The sequence below is a fragment of the Streptomyces sp. NP-1717 genome, from assembly GCF_022695985.1.
Taxonomy (GTDB): Bacteria; Actinomycetota; Actinomycetes; order Streptomycetales; family Streptomycetaceae; genus Streptomyces.
Genome location: NZ_JAAPBF010000056.1, coordinates 18,967 through 35,365, shown reverse-complemented (window position 1 = coordinate 35,365; position 16,399 = coordinate 18,967). Strand labels below are relative to the sequence as shown.

At 70.2% G+C, this 16,399-nt stretch carries 11 protein-coding genes and 1 tRNA gene; 6 read left to right on the top strand and 6 right to left on the bottom strand.

The features are described from left to right. The 4 genes from GXP76_RS14775 to GXP76_RS14760 form a co-directional block, all read left to right on the top strand. The coding region (locus tag GXP76_RS14775; protein WP_242571956.1) for an aldehyde dehydrogenase family protein at positions 1-1,509 on the top strand (1,509 nt) is incomplete at its 5' end. A 158-nt stretch (positions 1,510-1,667) separates the two neighbouring features. Further along, positions 1,668-2,108 carry a helix-turn-helix transcriptional regulator gene (locus tag GXP76_RS14770; RefSeq protein ID WP_242571955.1) on the top strand — a complete coding sequence of 147 codons (441 nt, stop codon included), beginning with the start codon at positions 1,668-1,670 and terminating at the stop codon, positions 2,106-2,108. A gap of 10 nt (positions 2,109-2,118) precedes the next feature. Further along, positions 2,119-2,529, top strand: a complete 411-nt coding sequence (locus GXP76_RS14765; RefSeq protein WP_242571954.1) for a VOC family protein — start codon at positions 2,119-2,121, stop codon at positions 2,527-2,529. A 140-nt stretch (positions 2,530-2,669) separates the two neighbouring features. Then, a tRNA-Leu gene (locus GXP76_RS14760) sits at positions 2,670-2,757 on the top strand. Positions 2,758-2,839: 82 nt separating this feature from the next. On the opposite strand, the gene GXP76_RS14755 is transcribed toward GXP76_RS14760, so the two are convergent. Beyond that, complete coding sequence (locus GXP76_RS14755) at positions 2,840-3,715, bottom strand: LysR family transcriptional regulator (protein ID WP_242571953.1); 876 nt, start codon at positions 3,713-3,715, stop codon at positions 2,840-2,842. A gap of 360 nt (positions 3,716-4,075) precedes the next feature. Here GXP76_RS14755 and GXP76_RS14750 point away from each other — a divergent pair, with 360 nt between their 5' ends. Both GXP76_RS14750 and GXP76_RS14745 read left to right on the top strand, forming a co-directional pair. Next, positions 4,076-4,996 (top strand): EamA family transporter, encoded by a 921-nt coding sequence (locus GXP76_RS14750; RefSeq protein ID WP_242571952.1) that lies wholly within the window; start codon positions 4,076-4,078, stop codon positions 4,994-4,996. A gap of 9 nt (positions 4,997-5,005) precedes the next feature. Beyond that, positions 5,006-6,217 carry an MFS transporter gene (locus GXP76_RS14745; protein ID WP_242571951.1) on the top strand — a complete coding sequence of 404 codons (1,212 nt, stop codon included), beginning with the start codon at positions 5,006-5,008 and terminating at the stop codon, positions 6,215-6,217. A gap of 77 nt (positions 6,218-6,294) precedes the next feature. Here GXP76_RS14745 and GXP76_RS14740 read toward each other — a convergent pair whose 3' ends face one another. The 5 genes from GXP76_RS14740 to GXP76_RS35860 all read right to left on the bottom strand — a co-directional run bounded on the left by GXP76_RS14740 (position 6,295) and on the right by GXP76_RS35860 (position 16,372). Then, positions 6,295-7,902 (bottom strand): helix-turn-helix domain-containing protein, encoded by a 1,608-nt coding sequence (locus GXP76_RS14740; protein ID WP_242571950.1) that lies wholly within the window; start codon positions 7,900-7,902, stop codon positions 6,295-6,297. 470 nt (positions 7,903-8,372) lie between these two features. Then, positions 8,373-9,122 (bottom strand): phosphotransferase family protein, encoded by a 750-nt coding sequence (locus tag GXP76_RS14735; RefSeq protein WP_242571949.1) that lies wholly within the window; start codon positions 9,120-9,122, stop codon positions 8,373-8,375. A gap of 123 nt (positions 9,123-9,245) precedes the next feature. Continuing rightward, on the bottom strand, positions 9,246-12,710 hold the full coding sequence (locus GXP76_RS14730) for a CARDB domain-containing protein (protein WP_374361062.1): 3,465 nt from the start codon (positions 12,708-12,710) through the stop codon (positions 9,246-9,248). 187 nt (positions 12,711-12,897) lie between these two features. Further along, positions 12,898-15,177, bottom strand: coding sequence for a DEAD/DEAH box helicase (locus tag GXP76_RS14725; protein WP_242571960.1), 2,280 nt, complete (start codon positions 15,175-15,177; stop codon positions 12,898-12,900). Positions 15,178-15,280: 103 nt separating this feature from the next. Then, the gene (locus GXP76_RS35860; protein ID WP_308354133.1) at positions 15,281-16,372 is read right to left on the bottom strand and encodes a ricin-type beta-trefoil lectin domain protein; all 1,092 of its coding nucleotides are present in this window, start codon (positions 16,370-16,372) and stop codon (positions 15,281-15,283) included. Positions 16,373-16,399 lie beyond the last annotated feature (27 nt).

Sequence of the window (16,399 nt, the reverse complement as noted above, 5' to 3'; positions counted from 1 at the left end):
GCCTGGTCCGACGCCTGGCAGCACTCTCTCGCCGTCGCCCCCGAGGCCTTCCGGGACGACCACGTCCTCAACCTCTGGGCCGCCTCCTGGCAGTCCGGCGGCCGTACCCTCCCCGCGTACAGCCCCGTCGACGGGAGCCCGATCGCCGGGCCGCCCCGGCTCGACGCCGAGACCGCCCAGCGGGCCGTACGCGCCTCGCTCGACCAGCACCGTGCCTGGCGGCACGTCCCGCTGCCCGAGCGCCGCGCCCGTGTCTCCGCCACCCTCGACGCCCTGACCGAGCACCGCGAACTGCTCGCCCTGCTCCTCGTCTGGGAGATCGGCAAGCCCTGGCGCCTGGCCCAGGCGGACGTCGACCGGGCGATCGACGGCGTGCGCTGGTACGTGGAGGGCGTCGAACCCATGCTGGAGGGCCGCGGCCCGCTGCCGGGCCCGGTCTCCAACATCGCCAGCTGGAACTACCCGATGTCCGTCCTCGTCCACGCCATGCTCGTCCAGGCCCTGGCCGGCAACGCGGTCATCGCCAAGGCGCCCACCGACGGCGGCGTCGCCTGTCTCACCCTGGCCGCCGCTCTCGCCGTCCGCGAGGGACTGCCGATCACGCTGGTCAGCGGCAGCGGCGGCGAGCTGTCCGAGGCCCTCGTCCGCTCGCCGGAGATCGGCTGCGTCTCCTTCGTGGGAGGCCGCGACACCGGCGCCCGGATCGCCACCACGGTCGCCGACCTCGGCAAGCGCCACATCCTCGAACAGGAGGGCCTCAACACCTGGGGTATCTGGAACCACACCGACTGGGACGCGCTCACCGCCGTCATCCCCAAGCTGTTCGACTACGGCAAGCAGCGCTGCACCGCGTACCCGCGCTTCGTCGTCCAGCGCTCGCTGTTCGCGGACTTCCTCGGCGCCTACCTGCCCGCCGTACGCTCCATCCGGCTGGGGCACCCGCTGGCCGTCGAGCACCCCGGCGACCCGCTGCCCGAACTGGACTTCGGCCCGCTCATCAACGCGGCCAAGGCCAAGGAACTGGACGACCAGGTCGCCGAGGCCATCGACCGCGGCGCCGTCCCCCTCCACCACGGATCGCTCGACGACGGGCGCTTCCTGCCCGGCCAGGACACCTCCGCCTACTTCGCGCCGGTGACGCTGCTGGGCCCGCCGCCGTCCTCGCCGCTGCACCACGCGGAGCCCTTCGGGCCGGTCGACACGATCGTCCTGGTCGACACCGAGGCGGAACTCCTGGCCGCGATGAACGCCTCCAACGGGGCACTGGCCGCGACGCTGGCGACCGACGACCCGGACACCTACGCGCGCCTGTCACCCCAGATACGCGCCTTCAAGGTCGGCCACGGGCGGCCCCGCTCCCGCGGCGACCGCGAGGAACTGTTCGGCGGTTTCGGCTCCTCCTGGCGCGGCGCCTTCGTCGGCGGCGAACTGCTCGTCAAGGCGGTCACCATCGGCCCGGACGGGGAGCGCCCGCCGGGCAACTTCCCGGACTACCACCTGATGCCGTGACGGTGGCTCCGGTACGGCCCTGAACGGCCCTGAACGGCCCTGAACCGGAATCGGCTGAGGTCGCCGGACCCCTCCTCAGCCGATTCCCCAGCCGTCCCCCGGCCGGGCATCTCCGCAGGCCGGCCGGGCTGTCAGTGGGCCGGTGTAGCGTCGTACCCATGAACCCGAACGATCTCGCCAACCTCGCGCACCTGCGGCGGGCCCGGGATCTGATCGACCGCGAGTACGCACGCCCGCTCGACGTGCCCACGATGGCCCGGCACGCGCTGATGTCCCCGGCGCACTTCTCCCGGCGGTTCCGCGCGGCCTACGGCGAGACCCCGTACAGCTACCTCATGACCCGCCGCATCGAGCGCGCCATGGCGCTGCTGCGCACGGGCACGAGCGTGACCGACGCGTGCATGGCCGTGGGCTGTACGTCGCTCGGCTCGTTCAGCTCGCGCTTCACCGAGATCCTGGGCGAGACACCGCGCGCGTACGCCGCCCGCGAGCACGGCGCCGTGACGGCGATGCCCGAATGCGTGGCGAGGGTACGCACCCGGCCGACCAGGGACGCACCGAGCAGGATCCGAGAAGCGGGCGGCAAGGCCGCGGCCTAGCGTTGACGGTATGACCATCGCACTCCAGTACTGCCACATCACCGTCAACGACCCCGACGAGGCGCTCGCCTTCTACCGCGACGCGCTCGGCTTCGAGATGCGCAACGACGTCTCCTCGGGCGACTTCCGCTGGGTCACCCTCGGCAGCCCGACCCAGCCCGGCCTCGAACTGGTCCTCTCGGAACCGCACGCCGGCCGCTCCCAGGCCGACGGCGACGCCCTCCAGGAACTGCTCACCAAGGGCGTCCTCACCCAGCTCATCTTCCGCACCGACGACCTCGACGCGACCTTCGAGAAGCTGCGGGCATCGGGCGCCGAGGTGCTCCAGGAGCCCATGGACCAGCCCTGGGGCCCCCGCGACTGCGCGTTCCGCGACCCCTCGGGCAACTTGGTGCGCATCTCGCAGGAGCCGAAGCCGTAACCGCGGCGAGCCGGGCCGCACGGAGCGGCGAAGATCCGTCCGTGCGCCCCGGACCATGGGATATGCGGGTGAAGAGCACTCCCGGGCCCTGGTATCGTTCTTTACGTCAGCCCGGCGGAAACGCCGAGGTTCGACCACTCGTCCGGGTGGCGGAATGGCAGACGCGCTAGCTTGAGGTGCTAGTGCCCTTTATCGGGCGTGGGGGTTCAAGTCCCCCCTCGGACACCAGCCAGACCAGAAAAAGCTCCCAGCACGGATTCGTCCGGGCTGGGAGTTCTTCGTGTGCCCGGGATCTTGCCCGGCAAGAGGTTCACTCCTCCTCGATGCCCAGCAGCTCCAGGAATGCGTTGGCCGCCGGGGCGCGGTTCTCCCGGCCCCAGATCACATACTCGGCGCGGGCCGGTGCGTCCGTGACCTCGATCGTGGTCATCCCGGCCAGGCCCTCGGCATACGTGGGCGGGAGCAGGGCCACGCCAAGGCCCGCGCCGACCAGACGGGTCAGGTAGTCCGCGTTGGTCACCTCGAAGGCGACCTCGCGGGTGAGGCCGGCGGCGGTGAAGGCCAGGTCGGACTGGGCCCGGCCGGCGGTCTTCGCCGGGAGGTCCACGAACACCTCCGAGGACAGCCGACGGAGGTCGACCGAGGTCTCGCCGGCGAGCGGGTGATCCGGGGAGACCACGGCGACCAGCCGCTCCTCGGCCAGCTTCCGGGCCATGACGCCCCGGGGGCGGGCCGTGACCGGGATGCCGAGAAAGGCCACCTCGATATCGCCCTGCCTGACCTGCTCGGCGAGCTCGTCGCTCGCCCCCACACTGAGGCTGATCCGGGCCTTCGGATGGCGCCGGTGGAATTCCCTGAGGACAGCGGGAATGTCCACGGCGGCCACGCTGGGGATCAGCCCCACCGCGAGCCGTCCGCGTACCTCCCCGACGGCCGCCGCGACTTCGGCGGCGACCCGCTCCGCCGCGTCGAGGCACTGGCGGGCGGCGGGCAGAAAGGCCGCGCCCGCCGGGGTCAATCGGACGCGGCGGCTGGTGCGTTCGAAGAGCCTCGCACCCAACTCCTTCTCCAGGCGCGCGATCTGGTGGCTGAGTGCGGACTGGACCACAAGGCAGCGTTGGGCAGCCTTCGTGAAGCTGTTCATCTCGGCCACGGCGATCACGTACCGCATCTGCTGGAGCTCCATGGATCCATCGTGATACGAGATTCATCGCGTGACAAGCATGTGTTGGACTCATCGATCTCCCCGGCCCGACACTGATGACGACCGCACACGGCGGGATCGTCCCCGATCGGGCCGACTCCGCCGGGCGGCCCCGATCGGAGCCTGTCCGGCATGCCCGGAAGCCGCTCCTCCGCCACCTCCCGCACCAGGGCGCACAGCGCCGAGGCATGCCCGCACGCGCCATCGCGCCCGTGACACCGAAAGGACGAGCGCCCGCCATGACCACCACGCCATCGCGTTCCGAGCTGGATGCCGATCTTCGACTGAGCAGGCCGGACAGATGCCAGGAACCACGGTCAATCCCACGGGTTGTGAGGCGAGATGAAGAACAGGCACAAGGTGCTCACGGTGGCCCTGACCGGCCTGGCTCCGGCGGTCTGGGGCAGCACCTACCTGGTGACCACCGAGCTGCTCCCTCAGGACCGGCCGCTCCTGGCGACCACCATGCGGGCCCTGCCCGGCGGTCTGGTGCTGCTGGCCGTCGGCCGGAAACTTCCCGTCGGCATCTGGTGGTGGCGCGCGCTGGTGCTGGGTGGTCTGAACATCGGCGCCTTCAACTTCCTGCTCTTCGTCGCGGCCTACCGAGTGCCCGGTGGCATCGCGGCCATGGTCATGTCCGCGCAGCCCATGTTCGTGATCATCCTCGCCGCCCTCTTCCTCGGCGAGAGGATCAGACCCGTCCACGCCCTGGCCTGCGCGATGGGCATCGGGGGAGTGGCGTTGCTCGTCTTCAGAGGCACGGCGTCGCTCGACACCACCGGACTCCTCGCCGCGGTCGGCGGAGCGCTGTGCATGGCCTCGGGCATCACACTGACCAAGCGGTGGGGACGGCCGGAGGGCGTCGGCCTGCTCGCGTTCACCGGGTGGCAACTCACAGCGGGCGGTCTGGTCCTGCTGCCGTTCTGGCTGTCGCTGGAAGACCTTCCCGACGGTCTCACCCGCTCCAATGTCATCGGGTTCGCCCACCTCATCACCCTGGGCGCGATCCTGAGCTACATCGCATGGTTCCGGGGCATCGAACGCCTGCCGGCTGTGGCGGTCTCCTTCCTCGCACTGGGCAGCCCGGTCGTGGCGACCCTGCTGGGCTACCTCGTCAAGGACCAGACGCTGTCGGCCCTCCAGATCGTCGGCATGGTCGTCGTCTTCCTGGCCGTTGTGCTCGGTCAGCCGCGCCCACGCGGACCGAACTCGTTGGACGCCGGCGCCGAGAGGCATTCGCGTACCACGCATGACCACATTTAGAGAGTCGACATGAGTATGCAGGACGAGACAAACTCCCCCGTCACACCGCAGAAGCAGGTGTCCCCGACCCGGGGATGGCTGGGTGTGGCCGCCATCACCGCCAGTCTGTTCATCTTCCTCACCACCGAACTGATGCCGATCGGCCTGCTCACCCCGCTCAGCGCGAGCCTTGGGGTTTCCGTGGGCTCGGTTGGCCTCATGGTCACGGCGCAGGGTCTCGCGGCAGGTCTCGGTGTGCCGTTCATCGTGGCATGGACCCGGCGCGTCAACCGGCGCCGGCTGCTGACGACCCTGCTGGCAGTCCTGGCCGTCGGTAACCTGATCACCGCGATCGCCCCGAACTACCCGCTGATCCTGGGCACCCGCCTGATCATGGGCTTCGCGAGTGGCGTCTTCTGGGCCATCGGCGTCAGCATGGCCATGCGCATCGTCCCGCCGGCGCACGCCAACCGGGCTGCCGCTGTCGTGATGTCCGGAATCTCGATCGCCACCGTCGTCGGCATCCCGCTCGGCACGCTGCTGGAGAGCGCCGGCGACTGGCGCACCACCTTCCTGATCTGGGCCGGGCTCAGCGCTCTGGTGTTCCTCGCGGTTGCCGTCACGCTCCCGTCGCTCCCGTCGGCCAACGCGGTCTCGGTCCGCGAGGTCTTCGAACTACCCGTCAGGAACGTGCCGCTGCGTCTGGTCCTGGTCATGGTCGTGTTCTTCGTCCTCGGCCACTTCGGTGCCTACACGTTCGTACGGCCCTATCTCGAGGACAGTACGTCCGCCACCGTCGGCTTCATCACCGTCGTCCTCATCGTCTTCGGTACCGGCGGCGCGATCGGCAACTTCATCGGCGGCCAGACCGTCAACAAGAGCCTGCGGGGCAGTTTCATCGTGGGCGGCCTGATCATGATCGCGGCACTCGTCATGCTGCTGACCATCGGCACGTACGACGTCGGCGTGATCGCCGCCATGATCCTTTGGGGCCTCGCCTTCGGCGTCGTCCAGCTCAGCCAGATCAACATGACGCTCTCGGCGGCCCCCGAGACCTTCGAGGCCGCGATGTCGCTCAACACCATGGCCTACAACACCTGCATAGCCCTGGGCGCCCTCATCGGCGGCCTGTTCGCCGACCATGTGGGCGTCACGAGCGTCGTCTGGTTCGGCATCGTCCTGGTCGCTCTCGCCGTGGTCCTCCGCGCCTCCACCGGTCGCAGGACCACGCCGGCGATCTGACCCCCTGACCACCGAAGTACGGCGCGGCCCCGCGTGCCGGATTCGGTGCTCCGGCGGGGGTCCGGGCCGGGGGTCCCTCAGCCGTACCGGATCAGAATCGGTCGTCCCGTGACAGGTACCGTCTCCCGGCCGTCCACCTCGTGTGTCGTGCCGTCAAGGTGCTCCACCGTGCGGGCGCCGGAGCCGAGGTCGGTTTCGGCTGTGCCCGTGTGGGTCCAGCGGATGTGGGCCGGGCGGCGGGTGCCCCGGTCATCGGGGATGAGGAATTCGCACTGCCAGACGTTCTCGGGCAGGTCGATCTGGAGGCCCCGGCCGCAGGAGCGGAGGTCCGCGGAGGCCAGCCACCGCTGGAGGCGGGCGACGAACTCACCGGCCTTGGTGGGTGGTTGACCCTCGGCCTGGAGGACCAGGGGGATCTTGCCGTTGCCCCATGCGTAGAAGTACATACGTTCCAGGTCCCGGTTCCGGGCGTACAGGCCCGTCAGATAGAAGCGGACCGCGTGGTTGGCGGCCGTCTCCTTGTCCAGGGGATCGTTCAGTGGCAGGGTCTGCACCGTGCCGGTGCTCCACAGGGGTAGGTGGTAGCCGGCCCGGTGGAACGTCCGATCGACCTTGCGTACCGCTTCGAGCATGGTCTCCGGGGGGTCGGTGACCCGACGCTGGTACAGCTTGATCCCCGCCGCGTCGCAGTGCTGGTAGCCGCCCGACTCGGCGAACCGCAGCAGAAATTCGTGTGCCTCGGCTCCCCACAGATCGGTGATCGAGGGGCACACCACGGTCGCGTTCGCGTCAGCCTTCCGGATGATGCGGCTCGCGCGCCGGGTCATCTCCACAAGTGTCCTGACGCTGCCGTTGTAGTGGTGCTCATGGTTCGCCACGGCCCACAGTTCGTAGGCGTCGATACGGGCACCCGCGTGCTGTACGAGAGCGCCTACGAACGCGTCCCAGTCGTCGAGGTCGTCCGGTGGTGCCGCTCGGGAACTCTCCGGATACGCGGCCTTCCGGGCGTCCGGCGCGGCCCATGAGGGCGTGGCGCCGAAGACGAACATCGTGGGCAGACCCTCCCGTTCGGCGCCGTCGAGGAGCCGGTCGAGCGTGGACCAGTCGTACTCACCCTTCGCGGGCTCCAGTTGGGCCCAGCGGGTCTCGCTGTCCCACAGCCGCAGCGCACCGGTCCGGAAGGAGGGCATGGCCCCGCTGAAGCTGTTCATCGTCACACCGAACAGTTCCGGATCGACGGGCCTCGGTGTCTGCGTCCAGCTCGTGGATCCGACCGGCGCCGCCACGGGCAGGACCGCGGGCTCGAACGGGGCGCTCGCGACGGCGGTGCCGAGAACGACGAGCGCCATGACGCCGGCGAGGAGAAGCCTCAGGCCCCAGAGCGGCGGCCCCTTCCTGGTCGGGACTTCGGAAAGGACTTCGGCCCGGGCTTCGGCCGGGGCTTGGACGGGTCCTTCGGCCCGGCCCTCCCCTGTCGCGGTCTTCCAGCAGCCCAGGAGCGTGTTGAGTTCCTCCGCGTCGGCTCCGCACTCCTTGGCGATACGGACGACGAGGTCGAAGTCCGCCGGTGTCCCCTTGCCGTTGCAGTACCGGTGAAGGGTGGAACTGCTCGTGAAGACCCGCCGCCCCAACTCCTGGTAGCTGAGGCCACTGCGCTCCTTCAGCCCCGCCAGAACTTCGGCCAACTCCCCTGATGTCTTTGGCCCGTTCAAGACTCCACCCCCGTGACGTCTGCCCCAGACTCCCGTCCCACGATCCCACGCGCGTCCCAATCCGGCCGCACCACATGAGGTCAGCGGCGTGTCACGCGTCCCACGCCGACTTGGTCGGCTGCCATGACCGGTTGTGCCGCCGTGAGTACGGCCGACGGCACCGCGGATCGCCCGCAGTCGCGGAAGACGGGCGCCGGGACACCGGCGCGCGAACCTGACCCGACCTGCGTCCGGGCGGCGTCCGCCCACTCCGGCGGATGTCCGCTCGGCCTGGACAGGGACGGCCGGCGTCAACTGCCGCCGGCGGTGTCGCGCGTCATCCGCCGGGGCCGGGTCGTAAGCCTATGGGCGGCCGCATGGTGCCGTGCGGAACCCTGGTTCCGGCCCAGGAGCGGGGCTTCTTCCGCGCCCGAGGCCGACTCCCCTCACAGCAGCGGGCCCGGTCAGCCCCGCATCCGGGATCTCAGCACGTCGACCTCACAGCCCGCCGCGAACGGGTCGAAGCCGTGCTCGGCCAGCCAGCGAACCACCAGCAGGCTTCGCAGTGACCACCACGCGCGGATCACGTCGAGGTCGACGTCGGTGCCGTAGCCGTCGACGACATCACCGAGGTGCTCCTCGTGTCCGAGCGTCAAGGTGGCGAGGTCGAACAGGGCATCACCCCGGCCCGCCTCGGACCAGTCGATGATCCCGGTGACCTCGTCACCGTCGACGAACACATGAGTGATCTGCAGGTCGCCGTGCGTGAACACGGGAGTCCACGGCCGCAGCGCCGCCTCGGCGACCTGGCGGTTGCGGGTGACCAGGTCGGCGGGCAGGACGCCGGTCGTCACGAGCCGCTCGCACTCGTGGTCGAGATCCACCGTCAACTCGGCGAGGCCCCTTCCCCGGCCCGGGAAGGGCGGCAACGGCGCGTCGTGCAACTTCCGGACGGCGGCACCCGCCGCGGCCCACGCCGCCGGGGAAGCGGTCGACGGCTCGCCGAGGCGGCCGAGTGCCGTCCCCGGCACCGCGGCGATCGCGAGCACGGGCGGCTTGTGCCAGAGGACCTCCGGGGTCGGGACCGGCGTCAGGGCCATCGCCTCGACCTCGACGGCGATACGCGCCTGATCGGCGTCCACCTTCAGGAACACATCGCCGACGCGCAGGGTCGCACGCTCGGAATGGGCGACGACAACATTGACCTCATCCATGGCCGAGCAGTATTCCGGGGATGACCGCCCGCGTCGCCGGGTTTGTCGCGTGCCGCGGGAGTGACGGGAACAGGTGCGGACCGGGGTCGTCCCCGGTCCGCACCTGCCGTGTGCCCTACGTGGTTACCGTCGGCCACCGCCCGTCACTCTGCCCGACGCCGGTGCCGCCGCCGGGCCGCCCGTGATCACGAAGCCCGAACCCGGCTGGGTGACGACATGGCCGTCAGCCGAGTTGGTGATGGTCACGTTCGACAGGGCCGCGCTGCCGCGGGCGCCGCTCATGGCCAGGATGCCGGCGCCGTTGTTGGATTTGTCGATCCTGACGTTGTCGATCACGACGCCCGGCATGGTGCCGCCGCCCGTCTTGAACTGGATGCCGTCGTACGTGGAGTCGTGGATGTCGGTGTCCCTGATCGTGACGCCGGGGATGTCCCGGCTCGCCGCGAACAGGGTGATGGCACCGAACTCCTGGTCCTCGTTCCAGAAGGCGCCGCCCGTGCGGTGGAGCGCGTTGTTGGCGATCAGGGTCTGCCCGGAGAAGGGCAGCGGGTCGTGGTCGGTCGCCAGCATGATGCCCGGGTAGTTGGCCGTGTCGGAGACGATGTTGTTCTCGATCTTGTTGTCGTAACCGCCGTAGACCGCGATGCCGGTCGCGCGCCAGGGCAGCTGGATGGTGTTGTTGGTGAAGGAGTTGTCGTGCGCGACGTCGACCGACGTGTCCTTGACGTACCGGTTGGCCCAGACCGCCAGGGAGTCGTCGCCGGTGGTGCGGAACGAGGAGTTGAACACCTTGGAGTTCCGCGTGCCGTTGGTGAAGTTGATGCCGTCGGCGTAGGTGTTGCGGATCCGCATGCCGGTGAATTCGAGGCCGTCGGCGGGGCCCCAGAGCGACGGGATGTTGTCGTAGTCGCGGCCGACCCAGGCCCCCACGTTGGCGTGCTCGATCCAGACGTTGGAGATCTTGGTGTTCTTGCCGAACCGGCCGTTGAGGCCGACTCCGCCCTCGGCGTTGCCGTCACCGCCGCGGATCCGGCCGGAGCCGAAGATGGCGATGTCCGAGATCTTGGTGTTGTCGTCGATGTCGAAGCCGAAGTTGCCCTCGTGCGGATGGTTGATGCCGCCCGCGTTCTGCGGCTCGGTCAGGGTGTAGAGCTGTGAATGCCACATGCCCGCGCCGCGGATGGTGACGTCCTTGATTCCGATCTGGTTGAACTGCCCCTGGTTCAGGGGGTCGTCGGTCAGGATCTTCTTCTCCTGGCGCCACTGGCCCGCCGGGATCCAGACACACGCGATGGTGCCGTTCTGGTCGGCCGTGACCGCCGCCTGGATGGCGGCCGTGTCGTCGATCCCGTCGCCCGGCACCGCGCCGTAGTCCGTGATCGAGGTGCACTCGGCCGGCTTGCTCGCCGGGGGCGCGACCTGCTCCAGATCGATCAGGTCGATGTAGTAGAAGGACGCGTTGTCACCGGCGTCACGCTGGAGCTTGAACTTGGTGCCCGCCGGATAGGTCGTGGACAGCAGCGAGTTGGCCTCGTCGAAGAGCCGCCGGGCGTCGGCCTGGGGCGTGTTCGTCAGGGCCTCGGGTCCGTCCGTGTTCCCGTACAGCCAGCTGTGCTTCGAGGAGAGGGTCAGCTTCTTCAGGAAGGTGTCGTTGGCGTACAGGCTGATCGTGGCCTCGGTGCCGCCGCCGTTCGGGGCGTCCGGGATCGAGTTGCGCACCACGATCGAGTTCGCGGGATTGGTGGAGGTGAACTCCACGAACTGGCCCGTGCTGGTCAGCCGTACCGACTTGCGGCCCGAGGACTCGGAGCCGAAGTTGGTGTGCCCGAAGGTGCGCACCGCGTCGGCCTCCACCAGGGTGCCCTGGTACCGGCCGGCCTCCGCCTCGTACTCGACGTACGGGACCGCCGCCCCGCGCCCGACCACGATCGAGCGGGAGAACGAGTTGTTGGTCTCGTTGGTCTCCGTCACGGTGTTCGTCGCGTCGGCGGTGGCCACGATGTTGGCGCCGCCGCTCGTGGCGGTCCAACTGCCGTTGACGCTCACGTTCGTCGTCGCGCCGGCCGCGATCGACGGGGTGTTCGTGTTGAGCGTCGTGCCGCCCACGGTCACCCGGGTGACCGTGGTGGCGCCGGTCGCGGTGGTGCCGCGGTTCTGCACCGCCACGGTGAACTGGACCTGCGCCCCGACGGCGGGGTTCTGCGGTGTGGAGCCGATGCTCAGCACCTGGAGGTCGGGGCCGGGGGCCTGCCCCACGACCAGCGATCCGGCCGCGGTGAAGCTGTTGTTGTCGTTGTCCTGCTCGACGACGGTGTCGGTCGGGTCCACCACCGCCGTCACCTTGTAACTGCCCTCGGCTCGCTTGCCGGCGGCGACCTGGACGATCTGCGAGGCGCCCGCGTTGAGGGCGCCGACCGAGGCGCTGCCCGCGACCGTTCCGCCGATGCTGACGTTGACGGTCGTCGGGCCGGAGGCGGCCGTGCCGACGTTGCGCACCGTCGCGCTCACGGTGGTCGCGTCGGTCTCCACCGGGGAGGTGGGGGACCAGGAGAGCGCGGTGACGGTGAGGTCCGGGTTGGGCGCGGGCCGCCCGATGACCTGGAGCTCGGCGACCTGGCCGCCCTGCGCACCGGTGTTGGAGAAGATCTGGAGCCGCAGGTCGGCGACCCGGCCGGTGACCGGGATCCGTACCGAGTTCTGGTTGCCCGACGGGCTGAAGGCGTACTCCGCGCGGGCCTTCAGTGAGGTGAAGGCGGTCGCGCCCTGGGCGCGGCCGAGCACCTGGATGCTCTGCGTCCGGGGGCCCCACGCGGAGTCGGGGTTGAGCTTGACCACGACGGAGGTGATGTCGGCCTCGGCCCCGAGCTTGACCGTCAGGTTCGACGGGTGCCCGGTGGACTCCCAGTACGTGTTGAGCTTGTCGTCGTTGGCGTTGGCCGCGACGAACGTGTGGATCGTGGACGATGCCTCGATCGGTTTGCCGCGCGCCAGATCGGTGCCGTCGTCACCGGGGTCGGGGTCGCCCGGATCGCCGGCCGCCGGACCGTAGATCCCGAACTCGGAGATCTGCGCCGCCGGCCACCCCGTGTTGCCGGTGATGTTCAGCCGTACGTAACGGACGGTGGTGGAGGGGAAGTCGATGGTGACGGTGTTCGCCGAGGACGGGGTGAACAGCCGTCCCTGCGCGGCGGAGAGGGTGTTGTAGCTGTTCCCGTCCGTGCTGCCCTGGACGCTGAGGGCCTGGGTACGGGCCTCCCAGGTGGTGGGGAGCTTGAGCACCACCTGGTCGACGGAGACGCTCTCGCCGAGGTCGATCCTCAGCGTCTGCGGGAACGCGTTGTTCGGTCCCTCCCAGTACGAGGCCTGGTTGCCGTCGGTGACGTTGGAGGCCGGGTGGTTCCCCTCGGACCCGCTCGCCGACACGCTCTTGCCGATCGACTGGTTGGGGCGCTCGGCCGCGGTCGCCGAGAGGGGGGTGAGTCCGACGACGATCAGACCGGCCATCACGATGCCGGTGATCAGTCGTCGGCCGAGCCGCGTGGGTCTGGGCCGCGACGGCTGAGTGGGGCGGAGCTGCTTCCGTCTCATATAGTCCTCTGTCCGGTGGGAACGAGGTGCGGGGGAGGCGGTGCGATGAAGTTGCGAGATGAAGCTTAAAAATTTGAGTCACTTGCTTACTTTTTTGCGATTCACAGGGTGCAATCGTGCCCGGAGGTTGTCAACGGTTTTCGCACAGGTAACAAGTACGCGCGTGCCCCGGCCGGACGACGGTCCGTCAGACCGCGGGCGAAGCGGGGCGCGGGACGAGCGCCATGCGCTCCTGCTCCTCCGCGACGATCAGCCGCGCCAGCGACTGCTCCGAGAGGTCGACCGCCTCGGGCATGGACTCGGCGACCTCGCTGTGGCGCGCGTACGCGTCGAACAGACGCTTCTTCGTACCGAGCAGCTGGAGCATGCGCTGGTCGACACTGTCCGCCGTCAGCAGCCGGTGGACCCGCACATGGCGGAGCTGCCCCATGCGGTGGGCACGCGCGACGGCCTGGGTCTCCAGCGTGGGCTTGACCTGCGGCTCGCACAGGATGACCACGGACGCGGCCTGCAGGTTGAGACCGGTGCCGCCCGACTGGATCTGGCTGAGCAGGACCGCGTGCCCGGACGCGCCGGCGAAGCCGTCCACCAGCTCCTGCCGCCGGGCCGCCGGCAGCCGGCCGGTGAGCGGGCCGAAGACGGCGGGGGAGCCGGGGGCGGGTCCCGGGCCGGTCACGGGCCCGGAGCCGGGCCTCGTGCCGAGTGCCTCCTCCGCCGCCGCCAGCACATCGCGGAAGAAGGAGAAGACGACGACCTTCAGACCGTTCGACGCCGCTTCGGCGACCAGTTCACGCAGCCGCCGCAGCTTGGCCGACGTGGCGGGGTCGGCGTACGCGGCACGGCGCATCGCCATGAAGTTCCCCGCCTCCACGGCCTGCCGGTAGGCGGCGCGCGCGGCCGGGCTGAACTCCTCCCACTCGTCCACCTGTTGCAGCTCGGGCAGCTCGGTGAGCACGTCCTGCTGGTTACGGCGCAGATACGCGGGCGCGACGGCCTTGCGGAAGCTCTCGGAGCCGATGGTCGCGTCGTGGTACCCGATGCCGGGGACGAGCGCCGGCTGGAGATGGCCCACCAGGCTGCGGAACTCGCCGACCCTGTTCTCCATGGGGGTCCCGGTCATGAACAGGACGTGATCCGTGCGCGCCGCCCAGCTCTTGACGGTCCGCGAGCGGCGGGTCTCGGGATTCTTGACGTAGTGCGCCTCGTCCACGACGAGCATGCCGAGCGCCGTACCGTCGTCGACGGCGAGGGAGCCGAGCACGTCGTACGTGGTGACCGCGACGTCCCCGTGCCGTGTCCACTGCGCCAGGGCCACGCCGCGGTCCTGGCCGTGCACCCGGTACGCGCGCAGGGTGCTGCGGGACTCGATCTCCCGGATCCAGTTGATGACCACGCTGGCCGGGCACACCACCAGGAAGTGCGTCCGCCCCTCCGCCTTGAGGTGCGCGAGGGCGGCGATGGCCTGGATGGTCTTGCCCAGCCCCATCTCGTCGCCCAGGAGCACCCGGCGCTGGGCCAGCGCGAACCGGGCTCCGAACGCCTGATAACCGCGCAGCGACACCCGCCGGTGGGTGTCGTCCAGCCGCTGCGCGCGGACGCGTTCGGAGATGTCGCCGGGCAGGAAGCCCTCGGCCGCGTCCAGGTGCGGGGACGGCTCCGAGAGTTCGGCGAGCAGGACCAGATAGTCCGCGGGACGTACCTGGAAGTCCAGCCACGCCTCGTCCGCCTCGGCGACGGGCCGCAGCAGATCCGTGGCCGCCTGTGCGAGGAGGAGCGGGACCTCGTCGGCTGCGGCGTCGGAGAGGAACGTGTCGACCGACTGGACGGCCCGCTGGGCCTGGTGTCTGCGGCGCTTGCCGGTGAGCAGCATGCGCAGCCGGTCGCCGGCCGGGCGGGCCGGTGGCAGCAGCGGGGTGAGTTCGGCGTCGATCCGTTCCGCTGCGGCGACCGCACGGGGGATGTCGGGACCGGCGTTCACCATCCGGTTCAACGCGACGACCAGCGCCGTCGAATGGGGGTCGGCGTCGTCGGCGTCGTCCGCGTCCAGGCGGACGACGACGTGTTCCGCCATCGCGTCCGCGAGCCCCCGCGCGGCGGCGATCGCCTGTCCGGCGCTCCGCGTGCCGATGCCAGGGACGTGGCAGAGCTCGTACACCGACGAGTCGAGCACCTTCCGTACGTTCGTGTACCCGGCCTGTTCGAGCGCTCCGAGCCGGAGCCGGCCCTCGGTCACATCCGCGAGCCGCGAGAGGGGGACGCCCTCCAACTCCCGGCGGACCAGCGCGTCGCGCAGCGGGGTGATGGCCTTCAGGACGCCGTTCGTCACGTCCGCGTGGTCGCCGGCGACCCGGCGCGCGGCGGCGAGGAGGCGGTCGGCGCGGTCGAGTACGGCACGGGCGCCGCCGCCCAACGGCACCGGAACCGGCACCTGTACGGGCGTGCGCCCGGCCCCTGCCCCGTCGTCCATGACGCCTCTCGTGGTCCACCACATCCGGTCGAGCGACATGATTCCACGCGGGTACGACATCGCCGGGCGGCCGGATCCGGCGCGCCCGGCGTGCCGCCGCCGATTACGCGGTCATGGTCCAGCGCTGGCCGGCGTCACCCGTGCAGGTGCGCAGCTCCAGCCTCGTACCGTTCGCCGTACCGCCCGCCGCCGGTGTCAGGCACTTGCCGGAGGCGACGCCGACGACGGAGCCGTCGGGGTTGACGCGCCACTGCTGGTTGGCCGTGCCGCGGCAGTCCCAGATGATGACGGGCGTGCCGTCGGCCGTGGCGGCGCCGCGCGCGTCCAGGCAGCGGTCCCCGTACACGCGCAGTTCGCCGGAGGCCGTACGGGCCCACTGCTGGTTGGTCCCGCGGTGGCAGTCGTGGACGATCGTCCGCGCGCCCGCGGTCGTCACGGCGCCCTCGACGTCGAGGCAGCGGCCGGATCCCGCGTTGACGAGCGCGCCCCGGCCGGACGCGTCGAGCGGTACGAGAGAGGCGGGCACCGAGCGCAGTGCGTTGTACCAGACGGTCGCCATCTTGGCGTAGCCCGCGGCGTTGGGGTGGACGCCGTCGGCGAGGTCGGCGACCGTCAATGCCTTGTACATGTCAACCAGATGGACGCGTGGGCCCTTGCTGTCGACGATGCCGGGCAGCGCCGCGTTGAACGTCTTGACCCGGGCCTCCAGATCGGGGCTCGACTCCGGGGTGATCGTCGCCACGAACAGCTCGATGCGCGGCTTCTGTTGGAGGATGCGGTCGATGAGGTCGGAGAGCCGGGCCGGGGCGTTCGCCAGGTCGTAGTTCTGGTTCACGTCGTTCGTGCCGATCTGGAGCATGATCGTGCGGGGGTCACTGGCGGCGAGCCAGCCGTCGATGTTCGAACGGAGCTGGTCGATGCGCCAGCCCGAGTGGCCCTGGTGGTCGTGGTCGCCCAGCTCCGGCGGGCCGTTGAACTGCGAGCCGACGAAGTCGACCGTGTAACCGCCGCCGGCGAGGTGCTGCCAGAGGTTGATGCGGTAGCCGCCGGGGACGTTGAAACCGTGGGTGATCGAGTCGCCGAGGGGCATGATCCGGACTCCGCCGTTGGACTCGGCGGGGGCGGCAGGAGCCCTGGGCGTGGCCGGAGCGGCGGTCGCGGCGCTCTGGGTGAGCGTCATCAGGGCCGCCGTCATGGCGAACACCAGGAGACTGAGGAGAGC

Excerpts from the sequence above, each read along its gene's own strand:
- GXP76_RS14770 (WP_242571955.1), top strand. The coding sequence starts at position 1,668 with ATGAACCCGAACGATCTCGCCAACCTCGCGCACCTGCGGCGGGCCCGG.
- GXP76_RS14765 (WP_242571954.1), top strand. The coding sequence starts at position 2,119 with ATGACCATCGCACTCCAGTACTGCCACATCACCGTCAACGACCCCGAC.
- GXP76_RS14755 (WP_242571953.1), bottom strand. The coding sequence starts at position 3,715 with ATGGAGCTCCAGCAGATGCGGTACGTGATCGCCGTGGCCGAGATGAAC.
- GXP76_RS14750 (WP_242571952.1), top strand. The coding sequence starts at position 4,076 with ATGAAGAACAGGCACAAGGTGCTCACGGTGGCCCTGACCGGCCTGGCT.
- GXP76_RS14745 (WP_242571951.1), top strand. The coding sequence starts at position 5,006 with ATGAGTATGCAGGACGAGACAAACTCCCCCGTCACACCGCAGAAGCAG.
- GXP76_RS14735 (WP_242571949.1), bottom strand. The coding sequence starts at position 9,122 with ATGGATGAGGTCAATGTTGTCGTCGCCCATTCCGAGCGTGCGACCCTG.
- GXP76_RS14730 (WP_374361062.1), bottom strand. The coding sequence starts at position 12,710 with ATGAGACGGAAGCAGCTCCGCCCCACTCAGCCGTCGCGGCCCAGACCC.
- GXP76_RS14725 (WP_242571960.1), bottom strand. The coding sequence starts at position 15,177 with ATGGACGACGGGGCAGGGGCCGGGCGCACGCCCGTACAGGTGCCGGTT.
- GXP76_RS35860 (WP_308354133.1), bottom strand. The coding sequence starts at position 16,372 with ATGACGGCGGCCCTGATGACGCTCACCCAGAGCGCCGCGACCGCCGCT.